Here is a 17,592-nt window from a genome sequence, read left to right as displayed (position 1 = left end):
GTCGATCTTGCCCTCGTTTCTACGCCGAGTCTGGAAACGAGGGTGCTGGCCTCTGCCGGGTTTCAGGCTTTTTTCGGCACCAGAAACGTAACGCCGAAGCTCTCGGCGATTGCCAGTATCCGCGGCAAATCCTGCGGCACTTTGAGCTGATCCACCGCGGCAAAGAATTGACCACCACGCGGATCAGACACCACGCCGATCATCTTCGCCGTCGGGCTGATGTTCTTGTAAGCATGAATAGTCCCACCGGGGATATGCACATAACCCCCGGGGAAAACGGTGGTGGCCTTGCCCGCAACCGTCACTTCCACTTGCCCGTCAATCACGTAGAACGCTTCGTCCCAAGGGTGAAAGTGCGGGGGCGGCCCGCCGCCTTGGACGCCTTCCTGGATATGCATTTCAAAAGGCTTGCTCAGATCGCCGCCCGCGAGAATGGTGATGGCCTCACCCACGACATTGACCGGGTCGGGTTTTTTTTCGGGCTCGATGACATGAACCGTTCGCATGATTGCTCTCCGAAGGGTGAGTCCACACTCGCTGAGTATATTCACTTGGTCTGGCGCCGGGTGCCGCGCCACTTGCCCGTCTGTCCGGGCGATTTTAACGCCGATGGAATTTTCTTCCGGGGGTGTCGCTCTGCTGATGTAGAGACGTGCTGATTCAGCGTCCTGCCACTGGCCTCAGACCGAGAGACGACCCCATGACTGCCCTGACACGACTTGAAGCCCAGCCCGCTCACGAACGCACGATCCTGACCGCCGGCAGCCTGAAAACGATCTACGAACAGTTATTGCTGAGCGACGATATCGAACACCAGCGCGCGCTCGGTAAAACCTTTCTCGAGGCTCAACTTGCGCAGGCAACGGACCTGCCCGAGGACATGCCGCGAGACCTGTCGGCACTGCAAACCTTTGTCGAACAGCACTGTGCCGATGTGGCTCGCCAATACGCCGATTACCTGCAACAGCGCAAGGACGGCGGGCCGCGGCAGTTCTTCACCAACAAGGCGCACGCGTTGTATTTCCTGCAAGCCGTTGCCCCGACCAAACTGGTGGACGGCGCGTGGCTGTATGGTCTGCTGCGGCACTGGCATGACCCGCGTTTCGAAGGCCTGATTTGCACCTATCTGGAAGAGCTGGGCGACGGCAACCCGGCGCAAAATCATGTGGTGATTTACCGCAAGCTGCTGGCCGAACATGGCTTGCTGGACAACACGCTCATCCCGGATGAGCGTTATTTACAAGGCGCGGTGCAATTGGCACTGGGTTATTGCAGCGACGATTTTTTGCCGGAAGTGATCGGCTACAACCTCGGTTATGAACAACTGCCGCTGCATCTGCTGATCAGCGCCTACGAACTCGCCGAGCTGGGCATCGATCCGTATTACTTCACCCTGCACGTGACCATCGATAATGCCAGCACCGGCCACGCGCAAAAGGCTGTGCAAGCGGTGCTGCAATTGTTGCCGGTGGAAGGCGACCGCGAAGACTTTCTGCGCAGGGTGGCGTTGGGTTATCGGCTCAACGATCTGGGGCAGGGCAGTCGTGCGATCATCGAGTCGTTCGACCTGTACGGCGAGTTGCTGAACATGCTTGAACGCAAGCGCCCGTTTGGTCAGCACATGCATTCCGACTATTGCCGGTTTGAAGGCAAGACCGTCAATCAATGGCTGTCGTCGCCGGAGCAGTTGCCTGGCTTCCTCACCGCCATGGAAAACAAGGGCTGGATCAAGCGTCACCAGGACCCGCAAGCCAGCCGTTTCTGGCAATTGGTCGAGGGTGACGGCGCGGCCATGTTCGGGGTGTTCAGCCCCTATGAAAAACAACTGCTGCACGACTGGATAGCCGGGGACTGGCGAGCTGAGCGAGCGCCGGCAGCGGTTCGACGCGGTAGCAGTGCCGCCTCCGAACCACCCATGCCCGTCAATGACCCGGATATCCATAGTCTGCACGCTACACTTAAAGGGCTTGCCGCCGACGAGCAAATGCAGGTCTTGATTCCGTGGTTGTCCGCCCATCGGCACGCCCACCCCGCAGGCCTGATGGCCACGCGACGGTTCATCGAACTCAAATCCGGTTTTCGATAGGGAGTCCGTCATGAATCAGGAAGAACAACTCAGCGCCGCCGATCTGGCCTTGTTGCAACTGGGGCGCCGCTTGCAGGCCGACGGTTACCGTTTCATCACACCCTCGCCGCTGACCCATCAGCGGGTCAATGATCGCGTCTTCGGGCAAAACGCTCGGACCTTGCGCGAAGTATTTGGCTGGTCGCGGCCGTTTGAGCCCGGTCTGTTGTCGGTGGAGGAGCAGCGGCAGTTGCAACAGGCCGGCGTCCTCGAGGAATGCAATGGTCGACTGAAAAGTCATGTGCGCTGGTCAAGCCTCGATGACCTGTTGTTCGTGCATTCGGGTTACCCCACTGATGCCGCTGACGCGGTGTTCTTCGGTCCCGACACGTATCGTTTTGCACAACTGATTCACGCGCATCTGCAACAGAGCTTCGCGCCGATCAGGCGCGCCGTGGACATTGGTTGCGGCGCTGGCGTTGGAGCGATTGTGATTGCCCGCGCACGCCGTGAGGCCGAAGTGCTGGCCGTCGACATCAACCCTTTAGCGTTACGCATGACGGCGGTCAACGTCGCGCTCGCCGAGGTGGCCAACGTCAGCATCGAGGCCAGCGATGTGCTGCAAGACGTCGACGGCCACTTCGACTTGATCGTCGCCAATCCGCCCTACATGGCCGACCCGGCCGAGCGTGCTTACCGGCATGGCGGTGGGGCGCTGGGCGCGCAATTGTCGTTGCGCATTGTCGAGCAAGCCCTGCATCGATTGGCCCCCGGTGGCTCCCTGGTGCTGTATACCGGCGTGGCGATGATCGATGGTCTCGACCCGTTCCTGGATGCGGTGACTCCGTATCTGGAATCGCCGATGTTAGGCTGGACTTACCGCGAACTCGACCCCGATGTGTTTGGTGAAGAACTGTTGACCCCTGGCTATCAGCGGGTGGAGCGCATTGCCGTCGTCGCCCTGACTGTCACGCGTATCGGCCCAGGCATCGGGGGCACCGTTACATCAACCGGTGCGCCATGACCAGGAGCCTGGACGATTACAATCGCATGCGCGATTTCTCGGCGACCTCTGAACCGGCCGCCGGTAAACGTTCGGGCAAAAAAAAAGCGAAAGACCATGCCTTGCAGTTCTGCATCCAGAAGCACGACGCTTCACGTCTGCATTACGACTTTCGCCTGGAGCTCGATGGCGCACTGAAAAGCTGGGCGGTGCCCAAAGGCCCGTCGCTGGACCCCAAGGTCAAGCGCCTGGCGGTGCACGTCGAAGACCATCCGATTGATTACGCCACCTTCGAGGGCAGCATTCCCGAAGGGCATTACGGTGCCGGCGAGGTGATTGTCTGGGACCGGGGGGTGTGGATTCCTCAGGACGATCCGGCCGAGGCCTACGCCAAGGGCAAGCTCAAATTCGAGCTGAAGGGCGAGAAGCTCGGCGGCCTGTGGAATCTGGTGCGCACGCACATGCCGGGCAAGCAGGAGCAATGGTTTCTGATCAAGCATCAGGACAGCGCGGCCAAACCCGAAAGCGATTATGACGTGGTCGCCGCCGAGCCCGACAGCGTGCTCAGTGACCGGACCATCGTGGCCAAAAAGCCGAAGACCGCTGCCAAGCCCAAACCCCTCAAAAAAGCCGCCGCCCCGACGCGCAAGGAAAAGTCGGCGTCATTGACGGGCGCCCGCAAAGCCAAATTGCCGGAGCTGCTCAAACCGGAACTGGCGACGCTGGTCGAAAAGGCCCCAGGCGGCGAGTGGAGCTATGAGATCAAGTTCGATGGCTATCGGATCATGGCGCGCATCGACCACGACGAAGTCAAACTGTTCACCCGCAACGGCCACGACTGGACCCACAAACTGCCCAGACAAGCCGAGGCGTTAGCGGCACTGGGTCTCGAATCGGCCTGGCTCGACGGGGAAATGGTGGTTGCCGACGAGCAGGGTGTGCCGGACTTCCAGGCCTTGCAAAACGCCTTCGACTCGGGCCGCAGCGGCAACATCCTTTACTACCTGTTCGACATGCCTTACCTCAACGGCGTGGACCTGCGCGAGGTGCCGGTCGAGGAGCGAAGGGTTGCGCTGTCGACCGTGCTCAACCCCAACAAAGACCCACTGCTGCGCTTCTCCGATGCCTTTAGTGAAGAACCGGAAGCGCTGCTCAACAGCGCCTGCCAAATGCAGATGGAAGGGCTGATCGGCAAGCGTCTGGGTTCGCCTTACGTGTCGCGGCGCAGCAGCGACTGGATCAAGCTCAAGTGCAAGCATCGGCAGGAATTTGTGGTCGTCGGTTTCACCGACCCGAAAGGCTCGCGCAATGCTTTCGGTGCGCTGCTGCTGGGATTACACGACCGCGACAGCGGTGAGTTGCGTTACGCGGGCAAGGTCGGCACCGGGTTCAACGAGACGACGCTCAAGCGCATTTACGAGCAACTGAAACCGCTGCAAAGCAAAAAGATTTCGGTGGTCAACCCGCCGAGCGGTTTTGACGCCAAGGGTGTGCACTGGCTCAAGCCCACGCTGCTGGCTGAGGTCGCTTTTGCCGAAATGACCAAAGAAGGTTCAGTCCGTCATGCAGTGTTCCATGGCCTGCGTGACGACAAACCTGCCGACGACATTACCGAGGAGCGTCCGAAAGCCGTGAAGACTTCAGCCGCGAAAAAAACCACTGCCGAAAAACCTTCCACCCCGGCCAAAAAGAAAGCCGCGCCCGCACCCTCACAATTCGGCCTGGGCGAGGGCAAGGTCCGCATCACTCACCCGGACCGGGTCATCGACGCCAGCAGCGGCACCACCAAAGTGCAACTGGCGGAGTATTACGCCAGCGTCGCCGAATGGATTTTGCCCGAGCTCAAGGACCGACCCGTGGCGCTGGTGCGCGCGCCGGACGGCATTGCCGGCGAACTGTTTTTCCAGAAGAACGCCGAGCGCCTGGCCATTCCGGGGATCACCTCCCTGGACAAGGCACTCACCGGCCAACCGGTGATGATCATCAACAACGCTGAGGCCCTGGTCGGTGCCGTGCAGATGAGCACCGTCGAGTTGCACACCTGGAACGCTACCTCGGACAACCTCGACAAACCCGACCGCTTTGTCCTCGACCTCGACCCGGACCCGGCGCTGCCCTGGAAAAGCATGGTCGAAGCCACCCAGCTGACCCTCTCGGTACTCGATGAACTGGGGCTCAAGGCGTTTCTCAAGACCAGCGGCGGCAAGGGGATTCACCTGGTAGTGCCACTGACCCGCAAGCTGGGTTGGGATGAGGTGAAAGACTTCAGCCACGCGATCGTCAGCCACATGGCCAAGTTGCTGCCCGAGCGTTTTTCCGCTGTATCGGGACCGAAGAACCGGGTCGGACGGATCTTCATCGATTACCTGCGCAACGGCCTTGGCGCCACGACCATCTGCGCCTACGCCGTGCGCACCCGTGAAGGGCTGCCGGTGTCGGTGCCGATCTTTCGCGAAGAAGTGGGCGAGCTCAAGGGGGGCAACCAGTGGAACGTGCGCACTGTGCATGAACGCCTGGCTGAGGTCGGTGACAAGCCTTGGGCGGACCTGAAGAAAACCCGCCAGTCGATTACCGCCGAGATGCGGCGGCGGGTTGGGATGAAAAAATAGCGGTTGGGGTGAACACGCTCGGTGTAGGAGCTGGCGAAGCCTGCGATCTTTGCGACGGTTGTTACACCGACAACATCAAGATCAAAAGATCGCAGCCTGCGGCAGCTCCTACAGGGAGGGGGTATTACTTGATGAACGCCTGCATATCAGTGGTCAGTTTATCGATCGCCGCTTTGAAATCTTTGGCGGTAACCTTCTGGCTCTCGTTCGAAAGCTGGGTGCCGAACACCTTGCGCACCACTTTGGCCACCGTCTGATTGGTTTTCGCGTCGATGAACTCGGCTTCGATGAACAGGGTAGTGTCCTGGTCCCGGTGACCGGTCGCTGCCTGTGTCGCCCCGACCACGGCGGCGACCGGAACCACTTCATACCACTTCATGCCTGCGTTTTCGGCACTCACCCCGGTGATGGCCGCGCGCATGATCAGGAGTTTTGAGCCTTTGGGGGCCGAGCTTGCGTTGGTGACCACGCGGTATTTCTGCCCCAGCGTACTTTTGGCTTTGCTGGTCATGTAGTTCTGAATGTCGCTGAGCGTCTGCTGGTTCACCCGCTCATTGGGCTTGGGCGCCGGGTAGAGCTCCAGTTTGTTGAAAGCCACCGTGTCATACGCATTCGGGTTCCATGACGGGCTCACCCAGCGCATCGCTGTTCCGCCGCTGGGGGTGGTCACTTCTTGCAGGTTGTTGTAGTTGGACAGGAAGCCGGAATACTGCTCACGCTCGGTGACTTTCGAGGTGCAACCGCTGAGCAGCAGGCTGGCCAGCGCAGCGCCAATAAACAGTTTTCGGGACAGGTTCATAGTGGTGTGTGCTCCATGGATGAAATCGTTTTATTTCAGTAAAGGGCATCAGAAGCGCCAGGTCATGTTGCCGGTCAAGGCCTGAATCCAGGCATTGTCGAACTCGCCGGAGGTGCGAATACCCGACGTGGATTTGGTCTGGTCCACCGGCATATCGCCTAGCCAGACCATGGCCCAACTGACATTAATGTCCGTGACCTTGTTCAGAGCATAGGTGGCTCCGGCCGCAATGCGCCAGGATTCGCCCATGGGCACGGTAAAAGTTCGGTTTCCGTCCGAAACGGCGCTGCTGTCATACGCCACACCAACGTTCCACAGCAGTTGCGGCGTGGCCTGATATTGCGCGCCGAGCGCCAGTTGCCAGGTGTCTTTGAAATGGGCGTCGACCGTCCTCGATTGAGCGCCAAACGCGGTGGTGTCAACTTGCACCGCGATATCGCCAAACTCTGACCAGTCCTGCCAGTTGACCGAGGCCAGCAGGGCCCATTGCGGGTCGAGTTGCTGGAACAGACTCAGCGTTGCAGTTTGCGGCACGGTCATGTCGAGTTGGGTGTTCAGGCCATCCAGGCGATCCAGAGCGGGGCCGTCGCCCTTGACGTCCAGCCCGTCCTCGAACTCCAGATCGACCTTGCTGGTGTAGGCAAGGCCGATGCGGGTGCCGGGTTGCGGGGCATAGATCACACCCACATTCGCGCCGAAACCCCAATCGTTGTCCTTGTATTTGAATTGGCCGTCGCTGCGCTCGGTGAAGCCGAACGGCGAGCGGTCAATCGCGGTGTCGGATTGCAACATGCCGTACATGGCTTTCACGCCAACGCCCACCGACCATTGCTCGTTAAAGCGATAAGCCACGCTGGGTACAAAAGATAAACCGCCGAGGCTGGCGTTTTGTGCGAAGTAGCGCCCGGACCAGTCGTTGTCGTAATTCTCTGCCAACCCGAAGTCAGCGTACTGGCCGAAGCCAATGCTCCAGTGGTCGTCGAATTGATGGCTGACGAAGAAGCTGCCACCGGGAATCGGGTCGAGGGCGTTGCCACTGCCAGTACCGGTGCCATTGGTGTTTGAGTCGCGATCGAAGGTCAGGTCGCCGTAGAGAATCTGTAAACCACCGGTGATCTGTGTGCCGGGCAGATAACTCATGCCCGCCGGGTTACTGGCGATGGTCGAAGGGCCCTGAGCCCGGGCGGCGGCACCGGCGTTGGCCAGGCCGGCGTTATCAGTGCCGATTTCGTAGAGCATGAGACCGCCGGCATACGCTTGCTGACAGCACAACGCAAGCAAGGTGAAGGCGGGCAGGGTGGATGTTTTTATCTGCATTGGGTTACCTCAGCAAATGTCCTTCCCGAACGCGGGTGGCCGGCGTTGGCCACCCGTTGACTCGACCGTTTACTTGGCCATTTCCGCCCGAGCGGCTGCGATCTTGGCTTTGACGGAATCGAGGTTGAAGCTCGCGCCTTTTTGCATCGGCGGGAACTCAATCGCGGTTTCGGCCAGTTTGGCGACCTGTTGCTGAACGAACACGAAGCGCCAGAACTGGAATTTGAACCAGTCAAAGTACTGTTGGGATCCCTGCGCGGCCTGGTTTTCCGGCCAGCCCATACGCTCGAAGGGGTCGAGGCGCAGGTTGGTCAGGATCGGTACATCGACCGCCAATTTGGCGCCCATCCAGCCACCTGGTTGTTCAATGAAACGGTATTTGTAGTCATCGATCCGTACCGCACCGAGCGAACTCTCGCCAAAGTAGAAGATTTCATGCCGGTTCGACGGACCTTTGCCGGTGATCATCGGCGTCTGGTCGTAGCCGTCCAGATGCACCTTGTACGTGGTATCGCCCAATTGTTTGCCCTTGAGCAGTTCGGCAGTGATGTTCGGATTGCCGGCTGCCGCGACCAGGGTCGGGAACCAGTCCATACCGGACATGATGCCGATTGCCACCGTATTGACCGGTACTTTTCCCGGCCAGCGAATGATCGCCGGTACGCGGAAACCACCTTCCATCACTGTGCCCTTGCCCATGGCGAACGGGGTGGTGCCGCCATCCGGCCAGGTGAAGTTTTCCGCGCCGTTGTCGGTGGTGAAAATCACGATGGTGTTGTCATCCATGCCGTCTTTTTTCAGCTTGGCCATCAGGTCGCCGACAATATCGTCGAGCTGTGCCATGCCTGCTTCCTGTTCTGACCAGCCATTTTGCGCATTGCGCATGGCCTCATATTTGTCGGAGAGGTGCGTGACGATGTGCATGCGGGTCGGGTTGAGCCAGAGGAAGAATGGCTTACTGTCCTGCTTGGCCTTGTCCACAAAGGCGAATGCCTTGTCACGAATCTCTTCGTCGATGGTTTTCATCCGTTCGGGATACAGCGTGCCGGCGTCTTCGATTTTCTGTTTGCCGACCTTGCCCCAGCGCGGCATCACGGTCGTATCGTCAGTCGTCGTGGCCCAGCTGTGAACCATGTTCCGCGGGCCGACGGTGGGCAGAAGATCTTGTGGATAGTTGGGGTGCGCCGGGTCTTCCATGGCATCGAGGTGATAGAGATAGCCAAAGAACTCGTCGAAACCATGCACGGTCGGCAGGAATTCGTTCAAGTCGCCCAGGTGGTTCTTGCCGAACTGGCCGGTGGCGTAGCCCATGGACTTGAGGGTGGTGGCGATGGTGACCGCTTCGGCGGGAATACCAACGGGGGAGCCGGCCTGCCCGACAGTGGTCATCCCGGTACGGATCGGCAGTTCACCGGTAATGAAGTTGGCCCGCCCGGCAGTGCAACTGGCCTCGGCGTAGTAGTCGGTGAAACGCATGCCTTCAGCCGCGAGCTGGTCGAGGTTGGGGGTTCGACCGGCCATCATGCCCTGGTTGTAGACACCGATGTTGGACCAGCCAATATCGTCACCCATGATGACAACAATGTTGGGGACTGTTTTGTCGGCAGCTTGAGTGATTCCGGGGAGAACCATTGCAGATAGAAACAAGGGGACGGCGAGCACCGAGGATAGCTTTGTCCGGTTCATATCGAGCTCCTTCGCACTTGCGTTGGTACTCTGAGACGAGCCCCCGACCGCCCAGGAAATTTTGGATCCCCCGCGAAGAGCGTAGGCAAGAATTGTGAAATTTCCAGTCATTGATTTTTCGGCCGAAGGCCTTGTTTCACGGGCTTTACAGCTTGTCGTGGTTTCGGATGATTACTGACATCTCAAGAAGACGAAGTCCTCGATCCGCGCCTGGATCGATCATAGGGAATGTGTAGCTCGAATCGGGGGGAGGGCATGAGGCGGCGAGCCCGGCTCGCCGCCCCAACGACTATTGCTTGCCGACAGCGGCCGCCAGCAGCGGCGCTATCTGTTCATCGGTCAGTGCCGCCTGGACCTCCATGGTCATGAGGTCGCTCCATTCCAGCACCCACTTCTGAATGGCTACCGGATCACTGGCCTCTGCCACGCCAAAACCGGATGCACCACCGACGGCGTGCCAGCGTCCCAGCATTTTGACGCCAGCGGGTGGAGCCCCCCCGGTCTTGAGGAAACGCTCGATTGCGCTGTTACGATTTGCCGAACTGATAGACCAACTGACTATGAATAACATTGGCCACCTCCTGCTACGGATTGGCACCTGTTGCTCTTCGCGCACCTGGCTGGTGCCGGGACCACGATCACGCTTGAGTGTCCAGCTTCATCCCTGACTGGCTTGAAACCATTGCTCCCATGAGAAGGCATAGCAGTGGGCCAGACTCTGCGTATGACCGCTGATCCTGTTTCGTTGCTTTTATTTAGGGTCGTGGATGACGTGTGTTTCACCAGCAAGACAAGGTTCATCAGGCTGATTTCACGCGTCGCGCAACAGGTCGTTGGCATTGAGCAGTTCGTAGGCAATCTCCGGGCGCTTCTCCAGTGCGCGGCGAATCGCGGCCGGGATCGATTGACGGGTTTTGCGGCATAGCCCCGGTTGTTCGCCGAGGTTAATCCCGATACCGCGCATGGTACGTACTTCGTTGAAACTGGGGACGATGTCCACGCGGATGCCCAACTGCTCGTACATCCGCTGTTGCAGACGCTCGAGGTCACTCAGGCTCTGGAGGTTTTCCAGGCGTTCGACCAGGCGCTTTTCCTCTGAGCGGGTCAGAAACAGGATGCGCACGTCCGCACCCGGTGTTTCCAGCAACGGGTCACGCCCGCAGTCGCAGGCGCCGGGCGGGCAGGGTTGGCGGATCGGAGGCGTGGTGGTCATGGGGTTCAATCATAGAGTGCTCCAATCAGGTTTGCCCATAGGGTTTCTTGCCCTTCTGGCGAACGGGTCACGCCGGGGCTAGGCTTGAGAGTCTTTTAGAGGAGACGCAGCATGGAGCGATTCGCGGGTGGTTGCTTGTGCGGCAACGTCCGAATTGAGGCGTCGGGACTTCCGTATCGGGTCGGCCTTTGTCACTGCCTCGACTGCCGCAAGCATCATGGGGCGCTTTTTCATGCTTCGGCGATATTCCCTCAGAGTGCGGTGACGATCGAAGGCGAAACACGCGACTACGCCGGGCGGTTTTTCTGTCCCCGCTGCGGCTCGTCCGTTTTTTCGCGCACCGACGACGAAATCGAAGTGAACCTGGGGTCCCTGGATGCCCCTGACCAACTGATGCCGACCTACGAAAGCTGGATCGTGCGTCGCGAGGCCTGGTTGCCGCCGTTTCCTCTCACGAGACGATACGAGCGCGACCGTGACGCCACGGGTCGCTTTGAGGAGTAGGTGCCAATTGTTGAACCTGATCTGGAGCGCTGCATGAAAGTGGGCGTGATTTCCGATACCCATGGTTTGCTCCGCGCCGAAGCCCTTGCTGCACTGCAGGGGTGTGAACGGATTATTCACGCGGGGGACATCGGCAAGCCCGAAATCCTCGATCAACTGGCATCAATAGCCCCGCTGCATGTGGTCCGCGGGAACAATGATCTGGACGCCCCTTGGGCAGAAAATATCGCCGACTGCCTCTGTTTCGACCTGAACGGATGGCAGGTCTTGCTGGTACATGACAGTGCCGATGTCCCAGCCGTGCTTGATCCAGGCATTAAGCTGGTGATCACCGGCCACTCGCACAAGCCCCGCATAGAATGGCGCGGCGAACGGCTCTACCTCAATCCCGGCAGCGCGGGACGCCGACGCTTCAAGCTGCCGGTGACGCTGGCTCTGCTCGAGGTGCTTGAGACCTCAATTGAGCCGCGTCTGATCTCGCTAGTGGAATGACCTTTCCCAGGGTTTTAGTTTTTTCTGAGTTTTCCAGCCGCTATATACTCGGCAGCCCCTTTACCCCCTCAAACAAGAGATCCCCATGGCAAACCACGACATCACCTTTCTCCCCGACCCCGATCCGGAATCTATCTCCTCGGATGTCGCCGGTTTTGGCGGCCTGTTGGTCTCCACTCAGATCCCCACCCGCGCCGACGGCAGCCTGGAACTGGGCGACATCACCCTGCAAAGCGAATGCACCCTGCAGGCACTGAAGGTAGCGTTGGAGCACGCCGGCAGTTCCATGGACCGGGTTCTGCACCTGACCATCTACCTCACCGACATGGCTGACCGCGCCGCCTTCAACGAGGTCTACCAGCGCTTCTTCGCCAAGCCCTGGCCGGTTCGGGCCGCCGTTGGTGTGGCCTCCCTGGCGGTTGAAGGCATGCGCGTGGAAGTCACCGCGATGGCGGCCAAGGGCTGAGTCCGTGGGCTTGACCGGCGGCGTCGCTCAACGAGCGGGCGCCACCGGGCGGGTTGGCAACGACGGCGTCAAGGATGGCTTTTATTGGCCGTCTACCAGGCGAGGCAGCCCCAAGGGATTAACCTCGCGCAATGACTCAGGCAATAGCGCATCAGGAAAACCCTGGTAAGACACCGGGCGCAAAAAGCGTTCAATCGACGTCATGCCAACCGAGGTGAAGCGGCTGTCCGAGGTTGCCGGAAACGGTCCGCCGTGGATGGTGGCGAAAGACACCTCCTGAGGATGCGCGAAGGCGTTGACAACGATTCGCCCGGTGCGCCGCTCCAGGACCGGCAACAAACGATGAGCCAGTGGCATATCGCGCTCATCAAGCTGCATGGCAGCGCTGAGCTGGCCCTTGAGCGAGCGTGCGACGGCGAGCAGTTCATCCTCATCCTTGACGTTCACCAGCAGTGCTGAAGGACCGAATACTTCTTTCGCAAGTGCCGTCTCGGTCAGGAAATGTTGGCCGTCGACCTCATGCAACATCGACTGACCATCAAAATCAGCGTTGGATAGCGAGCCTTCGGCGACGCGACTTGCACCAACGCTCTCCATTGCGGCGAGGCCGCTCAAGTAGGACGCATGAATACCCGGCGTCAGCATGGTACGCGCCGATGCTTCGGTGACGCGCTCGACCATGGCGGCGCGCATGGCTTCAAAACCAGCCCCTTTGATGGCGAAGAGGAGGGCGGGTCTGAGACAGGCTTGCCCCACATTGACCAGCATGCGCTCGATAAAACCATCACCGATTTGCGCTCCACGCGCCGCCAGCGCATGGGGCAGAATGAACGTGGGGTTGACGCTGGTCATCTCGGTGAACACGGGAATGGGATCGGGGCGTTGCTGCGCACGCCGGTACAGCGCCATGCCGCCACCCTCCGAGCCGGTGAACGTCACGGCCTTGATCAACGGATGATCGACCAAGGCTTCGCCGATCGAGTTGCCACTGCCACGCACCATCGAGAAAACACCCTCGGGCAGTCCGTTCTCTTGCACCGCCTTGCGGATGGCGCGCGCCTGGATTTCCGATGCGCCTGGGTGAGCGTTATGCGCCTTCACAATAACGGTCGCGCCGGCCGCCAATGCTGAAGCGGTATCGCCACCGGCGACCGAATACGAAATGGGAAAGTTGCTCGCGCCGAAAACAGCCACCGGGCCGATCGCCATTTTCTGAAGTCGATGATCCATGCGTGGGCGAGGCTGACGATGAGGCTGTGCCGGATCGATGGCCAACTGGAGGAAGCGCCCTTTGCGTACGACATCCGCGAATTGGCGAAACTGGGTGGCGGCTTTTGCCGCTTCGCCCTCAAGCTGAGCCTCAGGCAAACCCGTTTCGAGCGCGGCCCGTGCGGCAAGCTCATGGCGGACAGCGTCGAGATTGTCGGCAATGCATTCCAGGAACGCCGCGCGCCGGGCGAGTGAGGTATGGCTGTAACGGTCGAATGCTTCGTCGGCGAGCGTCGCCGCCTGGTCGACTTGCGCCACGCCACCGAATGCGAAATCCGGTTCGATCAACTGGTTAATTGCGGGGTTGAGCGCCTTCATCGTCCCTTCAGTGGCCGGGACTTCGTTTGCACCAATGATGAGGTTTCCAGTCAATTTCATAGTTTTACCCCTGCTGTGCCAGGGACGCGATCAGCTCGTCCGTCGCCACAATGGCGTGGGCGAACGTGGGACCGTTGAGTTCATGCGCGGCATGCATCATTTCCGGTTTGAAGGCAGCGGTCGCATCACGCACCAGTGTGACGTGGTAACCGAGTTCCACGGCGTAGCGCGCTGTTGCCTCGATGCAGGTATTGGCCAGCAGGCCAACGATGATCACGTGTGTGATGCCTTTCTGCTTGAGGCGAAAATCAAGGTCGGTATTGGCAAAGCCGCTGGAGCCCCAATGTTCCTGGACGACGATGTCGCCGTCCTTTGGCGCGAAATCGGGGTGCCATTCGCCGCCCCATTCCCCGCGTGCGAAGTGATGCATGTGCATGACCTTGCATTGGGTGGGGCTTGGATGATCCCAGCCGTCATAGTCGCCTTGCTCCCAACGGCGGTGCGGAACGATGACCACCGGAATATCGAGTGCACGGACGGTACGGTCGAGGGTGCGCAGGTTGTCGAGCAGGCCGACTTGCTCGGCAATCGGCTCGATCAAGGGGTAGACCTTTCCGCCTTCCGACAGGAAATCATTGTAAGGATCGACCAGCAGATACGCGGTTCTGTTGAGGGGATAAATGGCTTTGGACATGGCGATTTTCTCCAGGGATTTTGGATGACTCGTGCCGTGGGCTTGTCTTGTTACGCTGTTGATATGATAATCATAGCAACTGTAGAAGAGGCAAGTCCTTATGTCGGTAAACACTCAAACGCTGTGCCCAATTTCACGGGCCGAGGCAATAGTGGGGGACCGCTGGACCGTACTGGTCCTGCGTGAGTTGTTCATGGGGAGCCATCGATTCGACGAGATCCAGGCGCAGACCGGAGGAACCCCGCAAATGATCGCGACGCGCCTGAAAAACATGGAGGCTGACGGACTCGTCGCACGCCGTCCTTACAACGAGCGGCCGCCACGCTACGAATATCACCTCACCCCGAAAGGGCAGGCTTTTTATTCTGTGGTGCTTGCGCTGCGGGCCTGGGGAGAAACCTGGTGCAAGTCGCCGGAGGAGGGGTTGGCAGTCGTTTACACCCACAAAACCTGTGGCCAGCCCGCCGGATTAGGGCCGCTTTGCGAACATTGCGGCGAACTCTTGCGCCGTGAAGAGCTGATCAGCGAGCCGAGCGCCGCCTACCTCGAAGAACGCAACGCACGGCGTGAGGCATTTAAAGGGGGGCGAATCCAGCTGTAAGGACGGAATCCACCGTGTTCGTTGCTCCCTGAACTTGTTGGTCCGCATGGTAGGACGAGCGCACCAGAGGGCCGGACGCGACGTTCTTGAAACCCATCCGCGTACCTTGTTCGGCGAACCAGGCGAACACGTCCGGGTGGACGAAACGCTGGACCGGCAAGTGGCTGCGAGACGGTTGCAGGTACTGGCCGAGGGTGAGCATGTCGACATCGTGCTCACGCATGCGCTGCATGACTTCGATGACTTCCTCGTCGGTCTCGCCAAGGCCCAGCATCAGGCCGGATTTGGTCGGTACAGCCGGGACCAATCGTTTGAACTTCTGCAGCAGATCCAGCGACCACTCGAAATCCGAACCCGGTCGCGCAGCTTTGTACAGGCGCGGGACGGTCTCCAGATTATGGTTGAACACATCGGGTGGCTCAGTGGCGGTGATCGCCAGGGCAACGTCCATCCGGCCACGGTAATCCGGCACCAGGGTTTCCAGTTGCACGCCCGGCGACAACTTGCGGATTTCGCGCAGGCAATCGACGAAATGCTGGGCGCCGCCGTCGCGCAAGTCGTCGCGGTCCACCGAGGTGATCACCACGTACTTCAGGCGCAGGTCGGCGATGGCCACAGCGAGGTTCATCGGTTCGTCGGCGTCCAGCGGTTTCGGCCGACCGTGGCCGACATCGCAGAACGGGCAACGGCGGGTGCAGATGTCACCCATGATCATGAAGGTCGCCGTGCCACCGGAAAAACACTCGCCGAGGTTCGGGCAGGAGGCTTCCTCACAGACGCTGTGCAGCTTGTGTTTGCGCAGCAGCTGTTTGATCCGGTCGACCTCGGGGGAGATCGGAATGCGTACGCGAATCCAGTCCGGTTTTCGTGGGAACTCATCGGTCGGGATGATCTTCACCGGAATTCGCGCGACCTTTTCTGCACCGCGCAGTTTGACCCCGACTTGCATTTTTACCGGACTTTTGCCGGTCGATTCCACAATTACACTCATGTACTTTTTCCTTTTGCGCGAGCGGGAGGGCGGCCGGTACTTTGTAGCAGCTGGCGAAGCCTGCGTTCGGCTGCGAAGCAGTCGTGAAATCAGACGATGCGGTGTTTCAGAAAAACCTCGCACTCAGGTTTTACGACTGCTGCGCAGCCGAACGCAGGCTTCGCCAGCTGCTACACATTACGTTGTGAGCCAGACCCTCCCGCTGCGGATCAGTCGCGGTAGACCGGAAAATCGCTGCACATTGCAGCGGCTTGCCGGGCGACGTGGGCCTCGACATCGGCATCGCCGAGGTGATCGAGAATGTCGCAGATCCAGCCCGCCAGCTCGATGCTCTGGGCTTCCTTGAAACCACGGCTGGTGATCGCCGGCGTGCCGATGCGCAGGCCAGAGGTTACGAACGGCGATTGCGGGTCGTTCGGTACGGCGTTCTTGTTCACGGTGATACCGGCACGACCGAGGGCGGCGTCGGCGTCTTTGCCGGTCAGGCCCTGACGAATCAGGCTGACCAGGAACAGGTGGTTGTCGGTACCGCCCGACACCACGTCGTAGCCTCGATCAATAAAAACGTTTGCCATCGCCTGGGCGTTGCGGATCACTTGCGCCTGATAGGTCTTGAAGGCGGGCTCCAGCGCTTCTTTGAAGCACACAGCCTTGGCCGCGATCACGTGCATCAACGGGCCACCCTGACCGCCGGGGAACACTGCGGCGTTGAGTTTTTTCTCCAGTTCCGGATTGGCCTTCGCGAGGATCAGGCCGCCACGCGGACCGCGCAGGGTTTTGTGGGTTGTGGTGGTGACGACATCGGCAAAGGGAATCGGGTTCGGGTACAAACCGGTCGCTACCAGCCCGGCAACGTGGGCCATATCGACAAACAAATAAGCGCCGACCTTGTCAGCGATCTGACGGAAACGTGGGAAGTCCAGGGTCTTCGAGTAAGCGGAGAAGCCGGCGATGATCATTTTCGGCTGGTGTTCGACGGCCAGGCGTTCGACTTCGTCGTAATCGATCAGCCCGGTCGCGGTGTCGATGCCGTACTGGACGGCGTTGTACAACTTGCCGGAAAAACTGACTTTGGCGCCGTGGGTCAGGTGACCGCCGTGGGCCAGGCTCATGCCCAGCACGGTGTCGCCGGCTTGCAGCAACGCCAGATAGACCGCTGCGTTCGCTTGGCTGCCGGAGTGCGGCTGGACATTGGCGTAATCGGCGCCGAACAGCTGTTTGGCGCGGTCGATGGCCAATTGTTCGACCACATCGACGTGTTCGCAGCCGCCGTAATAGCGCTTGCCCGGATAGCCTTCGGCGTACTTGTTGGTCAGGCCGCTGCCTTGCGCTTCCATCACCCGTTGACTGGTGTAGTTTTCCGAAGCAATCAGCTCGATGTGGTGTTCTTGCCGTGCGTCTTCGGCGTTCATCGCTGCCAGCAGTTCGTCGTCGTAGCCTTTGATCTGGTCGTGCTTGCTGAACATGGTGCAATCCTCTGTTGTTCTTGAATGGGTAAATGCGTACCTGTAGGAGCGAGGCTTGCCCGCGAAGCTTTTTAGCAGTCCCGAGGGCCTCTTCGCGGG

17 protein-coding genes are annotated in these 17,592 nt (G+C 59.8%); 7 read left to right on the top strand and 10 right to left on the bottom strand.

Annotation, left to right across the window (positions count from 1 at the left end):
* Positions 1-62: 62 nt before the first annotated feature.
* Positions 63-506, bottom strand: a complete 444-nt coding sequence (locus ABH912_RS08410; RefSeq protein ID WP_429510356.1) for a cupin domain-containing protein — start codon at positions 504-506, stop codon at positions 63-65.
* 194 nt (positions 507-700) lie between these two features.
* On the opposite strand from ABH912_RS08410, the gene ABH912_RS08405 reads away from it, so the two are divergent.
* The 3 genes from ABH912_RS08405 to ligD are packed head-to-tail and all read left to right on the top strand — an operon-like array spanning position 701 to position 5,677.
* Positions 701-2,086, top strand: coding sequence for an iron-containing redox enzyme family protein (locus tag ABH912_RS08405; RefSeq protein ID WP_429510355.1), 1,386 nt, complete (start codon positions 701-703; stop codon positions 2,084-2,086).
* Between the two features lie 10 nt (positions 2,087-2,096).
* Positions 2,097-3,089: a methyltransferase gene (locus ABH912_RS08400; protein ID WP_429510354.1), complete on the top strand. Its 993-nt coding sequence runs from the start codon at positions 2,097-2,099 to the stop codon at positions 3,087-3,089.
* A complete protein-coding gene (gene ligD / locus ABH912_RS08395) occupies positions 3,086-5,677 on the top strand; it encodes a DNA ligase D (RefSeq protein WP_429510353.1) in 2,592 nt (863 codons plus the stop codon). The genes ABH912_RS08400 and ligD overlap by 4 nt, the downstream gene beginning before the upstream one ends.
* Positions 5,678-5,801: 124 nt before the next feature.
* On the opposite strand, the gene ABH912_RS08390 is transcribed toward ligD, so the two are convergent.
* The 5 genes from ABH912_RS08390 to ABH912_RS08370 form a co-directional block, all read right to left on the bottom strand.
* On the bottom strand, positions 5,802-6,476 hold the full coding sequence (locus ABH912_RS08390; RefSeq protein ID WP_033058754.1) for a DUF3313 domain-containing protein: 675 nt from the start codon (positions 6,474-6,476) through the stop codon (positions 5,802-5,804).
* A 48-nt stretch (positions 6,477-6,524) separates the two neighbouring features.
* Positions 6,525-7,793, bottom strand: a complete 1,269-nt coding sequence (locus tag ABH912_RS08385; RefSeq protein ID WP_033058756.1) for an OmpP1/FadL family transporter — start codon at positions 7,791-7,793, stop codon at positions 6,525-6,527.
* A 69-nt stretch (positions 7,794-7,862) separates the two neighbouring features.
* Entirely contained in the window at positions 7,863-9,479 is a 1,617-nt protein-coding gene (locus ABH912_RS08380; RefSeq protein WP_429510352.1) for an arylsulfatase, read from the bottom strand.
* 289 nt (positions 9,480-9,768) lie between these two features.
* Complete coding sequence (locus ABH912_RS08375; RefSeq protein WP_033058760.1) at positions 9,769-10,050, bottom strand: DUF3303 domain-containing protein; 282 nt, start codon at positions 10,048-10,050, stop codon at positions 9,769-9,771.
* Between the two features lie 240 nt (positions 10,051-10,290).
* Positions 10,291-10,692 (bottom strand): hypothetical protein, encoded by a 402-nt coding sequence (locus ABH912_RS08370; RefSeq protein WP_129436701.1) that lies wholly within the window; start codon positions 10,690-10,692, stop codon positions 10,291-10,293.
* Between the two features lie 111 nt (positions 10,693-10,803).
* Between ABH912_RS08370 and ABH912_RS08365 the strand changes: the two genes are divergently transcribed.
* The 3 genes from ABH912_RS08365 to ABH912_RS08355 all read left to right on the top strand — a co-directional run bounded on the left by ABH912_RS08365 (position 10,804) and on the right by ABH912_RS08355 (position 12,154).
* Entirely contained in the window at positions 10,804-11,196 is a 393-nt protein-coding gene (locus ABH912_RS08365) for a GFA family protein (RefSeq protein ID WP_429510351.1), read from the top strand.
* Positions 11,197-11,229: 33 nt separating this feature from the next.
* Positions 11,230-11,688 (top strand): metallophosphoesterase family protein, encoded by a 459-nt coding sequence (locus ABH912_RS08360; RefSeq protein WP_429510350.1) that lies wholly within the window; start codon positions 11,230-11,232, stop codon positions 11,686-11,688.
* Between the two features lie 85 nt (positions 11,689-11,773).
* The gene (locus ABH912_RS08355) at positions 11,774-12,154 is read left to right on the top strand and encodes a RidA family protein (protein WP_033058768.1); all 381 of its coding nucleotides are present in this window, start codon (positions 11,774-11,776) and stop codon (positions 12,152-12,154) included.
* Positions 12,155-12,235: 81 nt separating this feature from the next.
* Here the strand turns inward: ABH912_RS08355 and ABH912_RS08350 are convergent, their stop codons facing one another.
* Together ABH912_RS08350 and ABH912_RS08345 are read right to left on the bottom strand one after the other, a co-directional pair.
* Entirely contained in the window at positions 12,236-13,801 is a 1,566-nt protein-coding gene (locus tag ABH912_RS08350) for an aldehyde dehydrogenase (NADP(+)) (RefSeq protein ID WP_429510349.1), read from the bottom strand.
* Positions 13,802-13,805: 4 nt separating this feature from the next.
* Positions 13,806-14,435, bottom strand: coding sequence for an isochorismatase family cysteine hydrolase (locus ABH912_RS08345; protein ID WP_429510348.1), 630 nt, complete (start codon positions 14,433-14,435; stop codon positions 13,806-13,808).
* A gap of 100 nt (positions 14,436-14,535) precedes the next feature.
* Here ABH912_RS08345 and ABH912_RS08340 point away from each other — a divergent pair, with 100 nt between their 5' ends.
* A complete protein-coding gene (locus ABH912_RS08340; protein WP_429510347.1) occupies positions 14,536-15,036 on the top strand; it encodes a winged helix-turn-helix transcriptional regulator in 501 nt (166 codons plus the stop codon).
* On the opposite strand, the gene lipA is transcribed toward ABH912_RS08340, so the two are convergent.
* Both lipA and glyA read right to left on the bottom strand, forming a co-directional pair.
* Entirely contained in the window at positions 15,011-16,027 is a 1,017-nt protein-coding gene (gene lipA / locus ABH912_RS08335) for a lipoyl synthase (RefSeq protein WP_429510346.1), read from the bottom strand. The two genes, ABH912_RS08340 and lipA, sit on opposite strands and share 26 nt — an antisense overlap.
* A gap of 209 nt (positions 16,028-16,236) precedes the next feature.
* Positions 16,237-17,493 (bottom strand): serine hydroxymethyltransferase, encoded by a 1,257-nt coding sequence (gene glyA / locus ABH912_RS08330; RefSeq protein WP_429510345.1) that lies wholly within the window; start codon positions 17,491-17,493, stop codon positions 16,237-16,239.
* Positions 17,494-17,592: the final 99 nt, after the last annotated feature.

Source organism: Pseudomonas sp. BT76 TE3572 (assembly GCF_050435365.1).
Classification (GTDB): Bacteria; Pseudomonadota; Gammaproteobacteria; order Pseudomonadales; family Pseudomonadaceae; genus Aquipseudomonas; species Aquipseudomonas fluorescens_W.
This window is presented reverse-complemented; position numbering and strand designations above follow the sequence as displayed.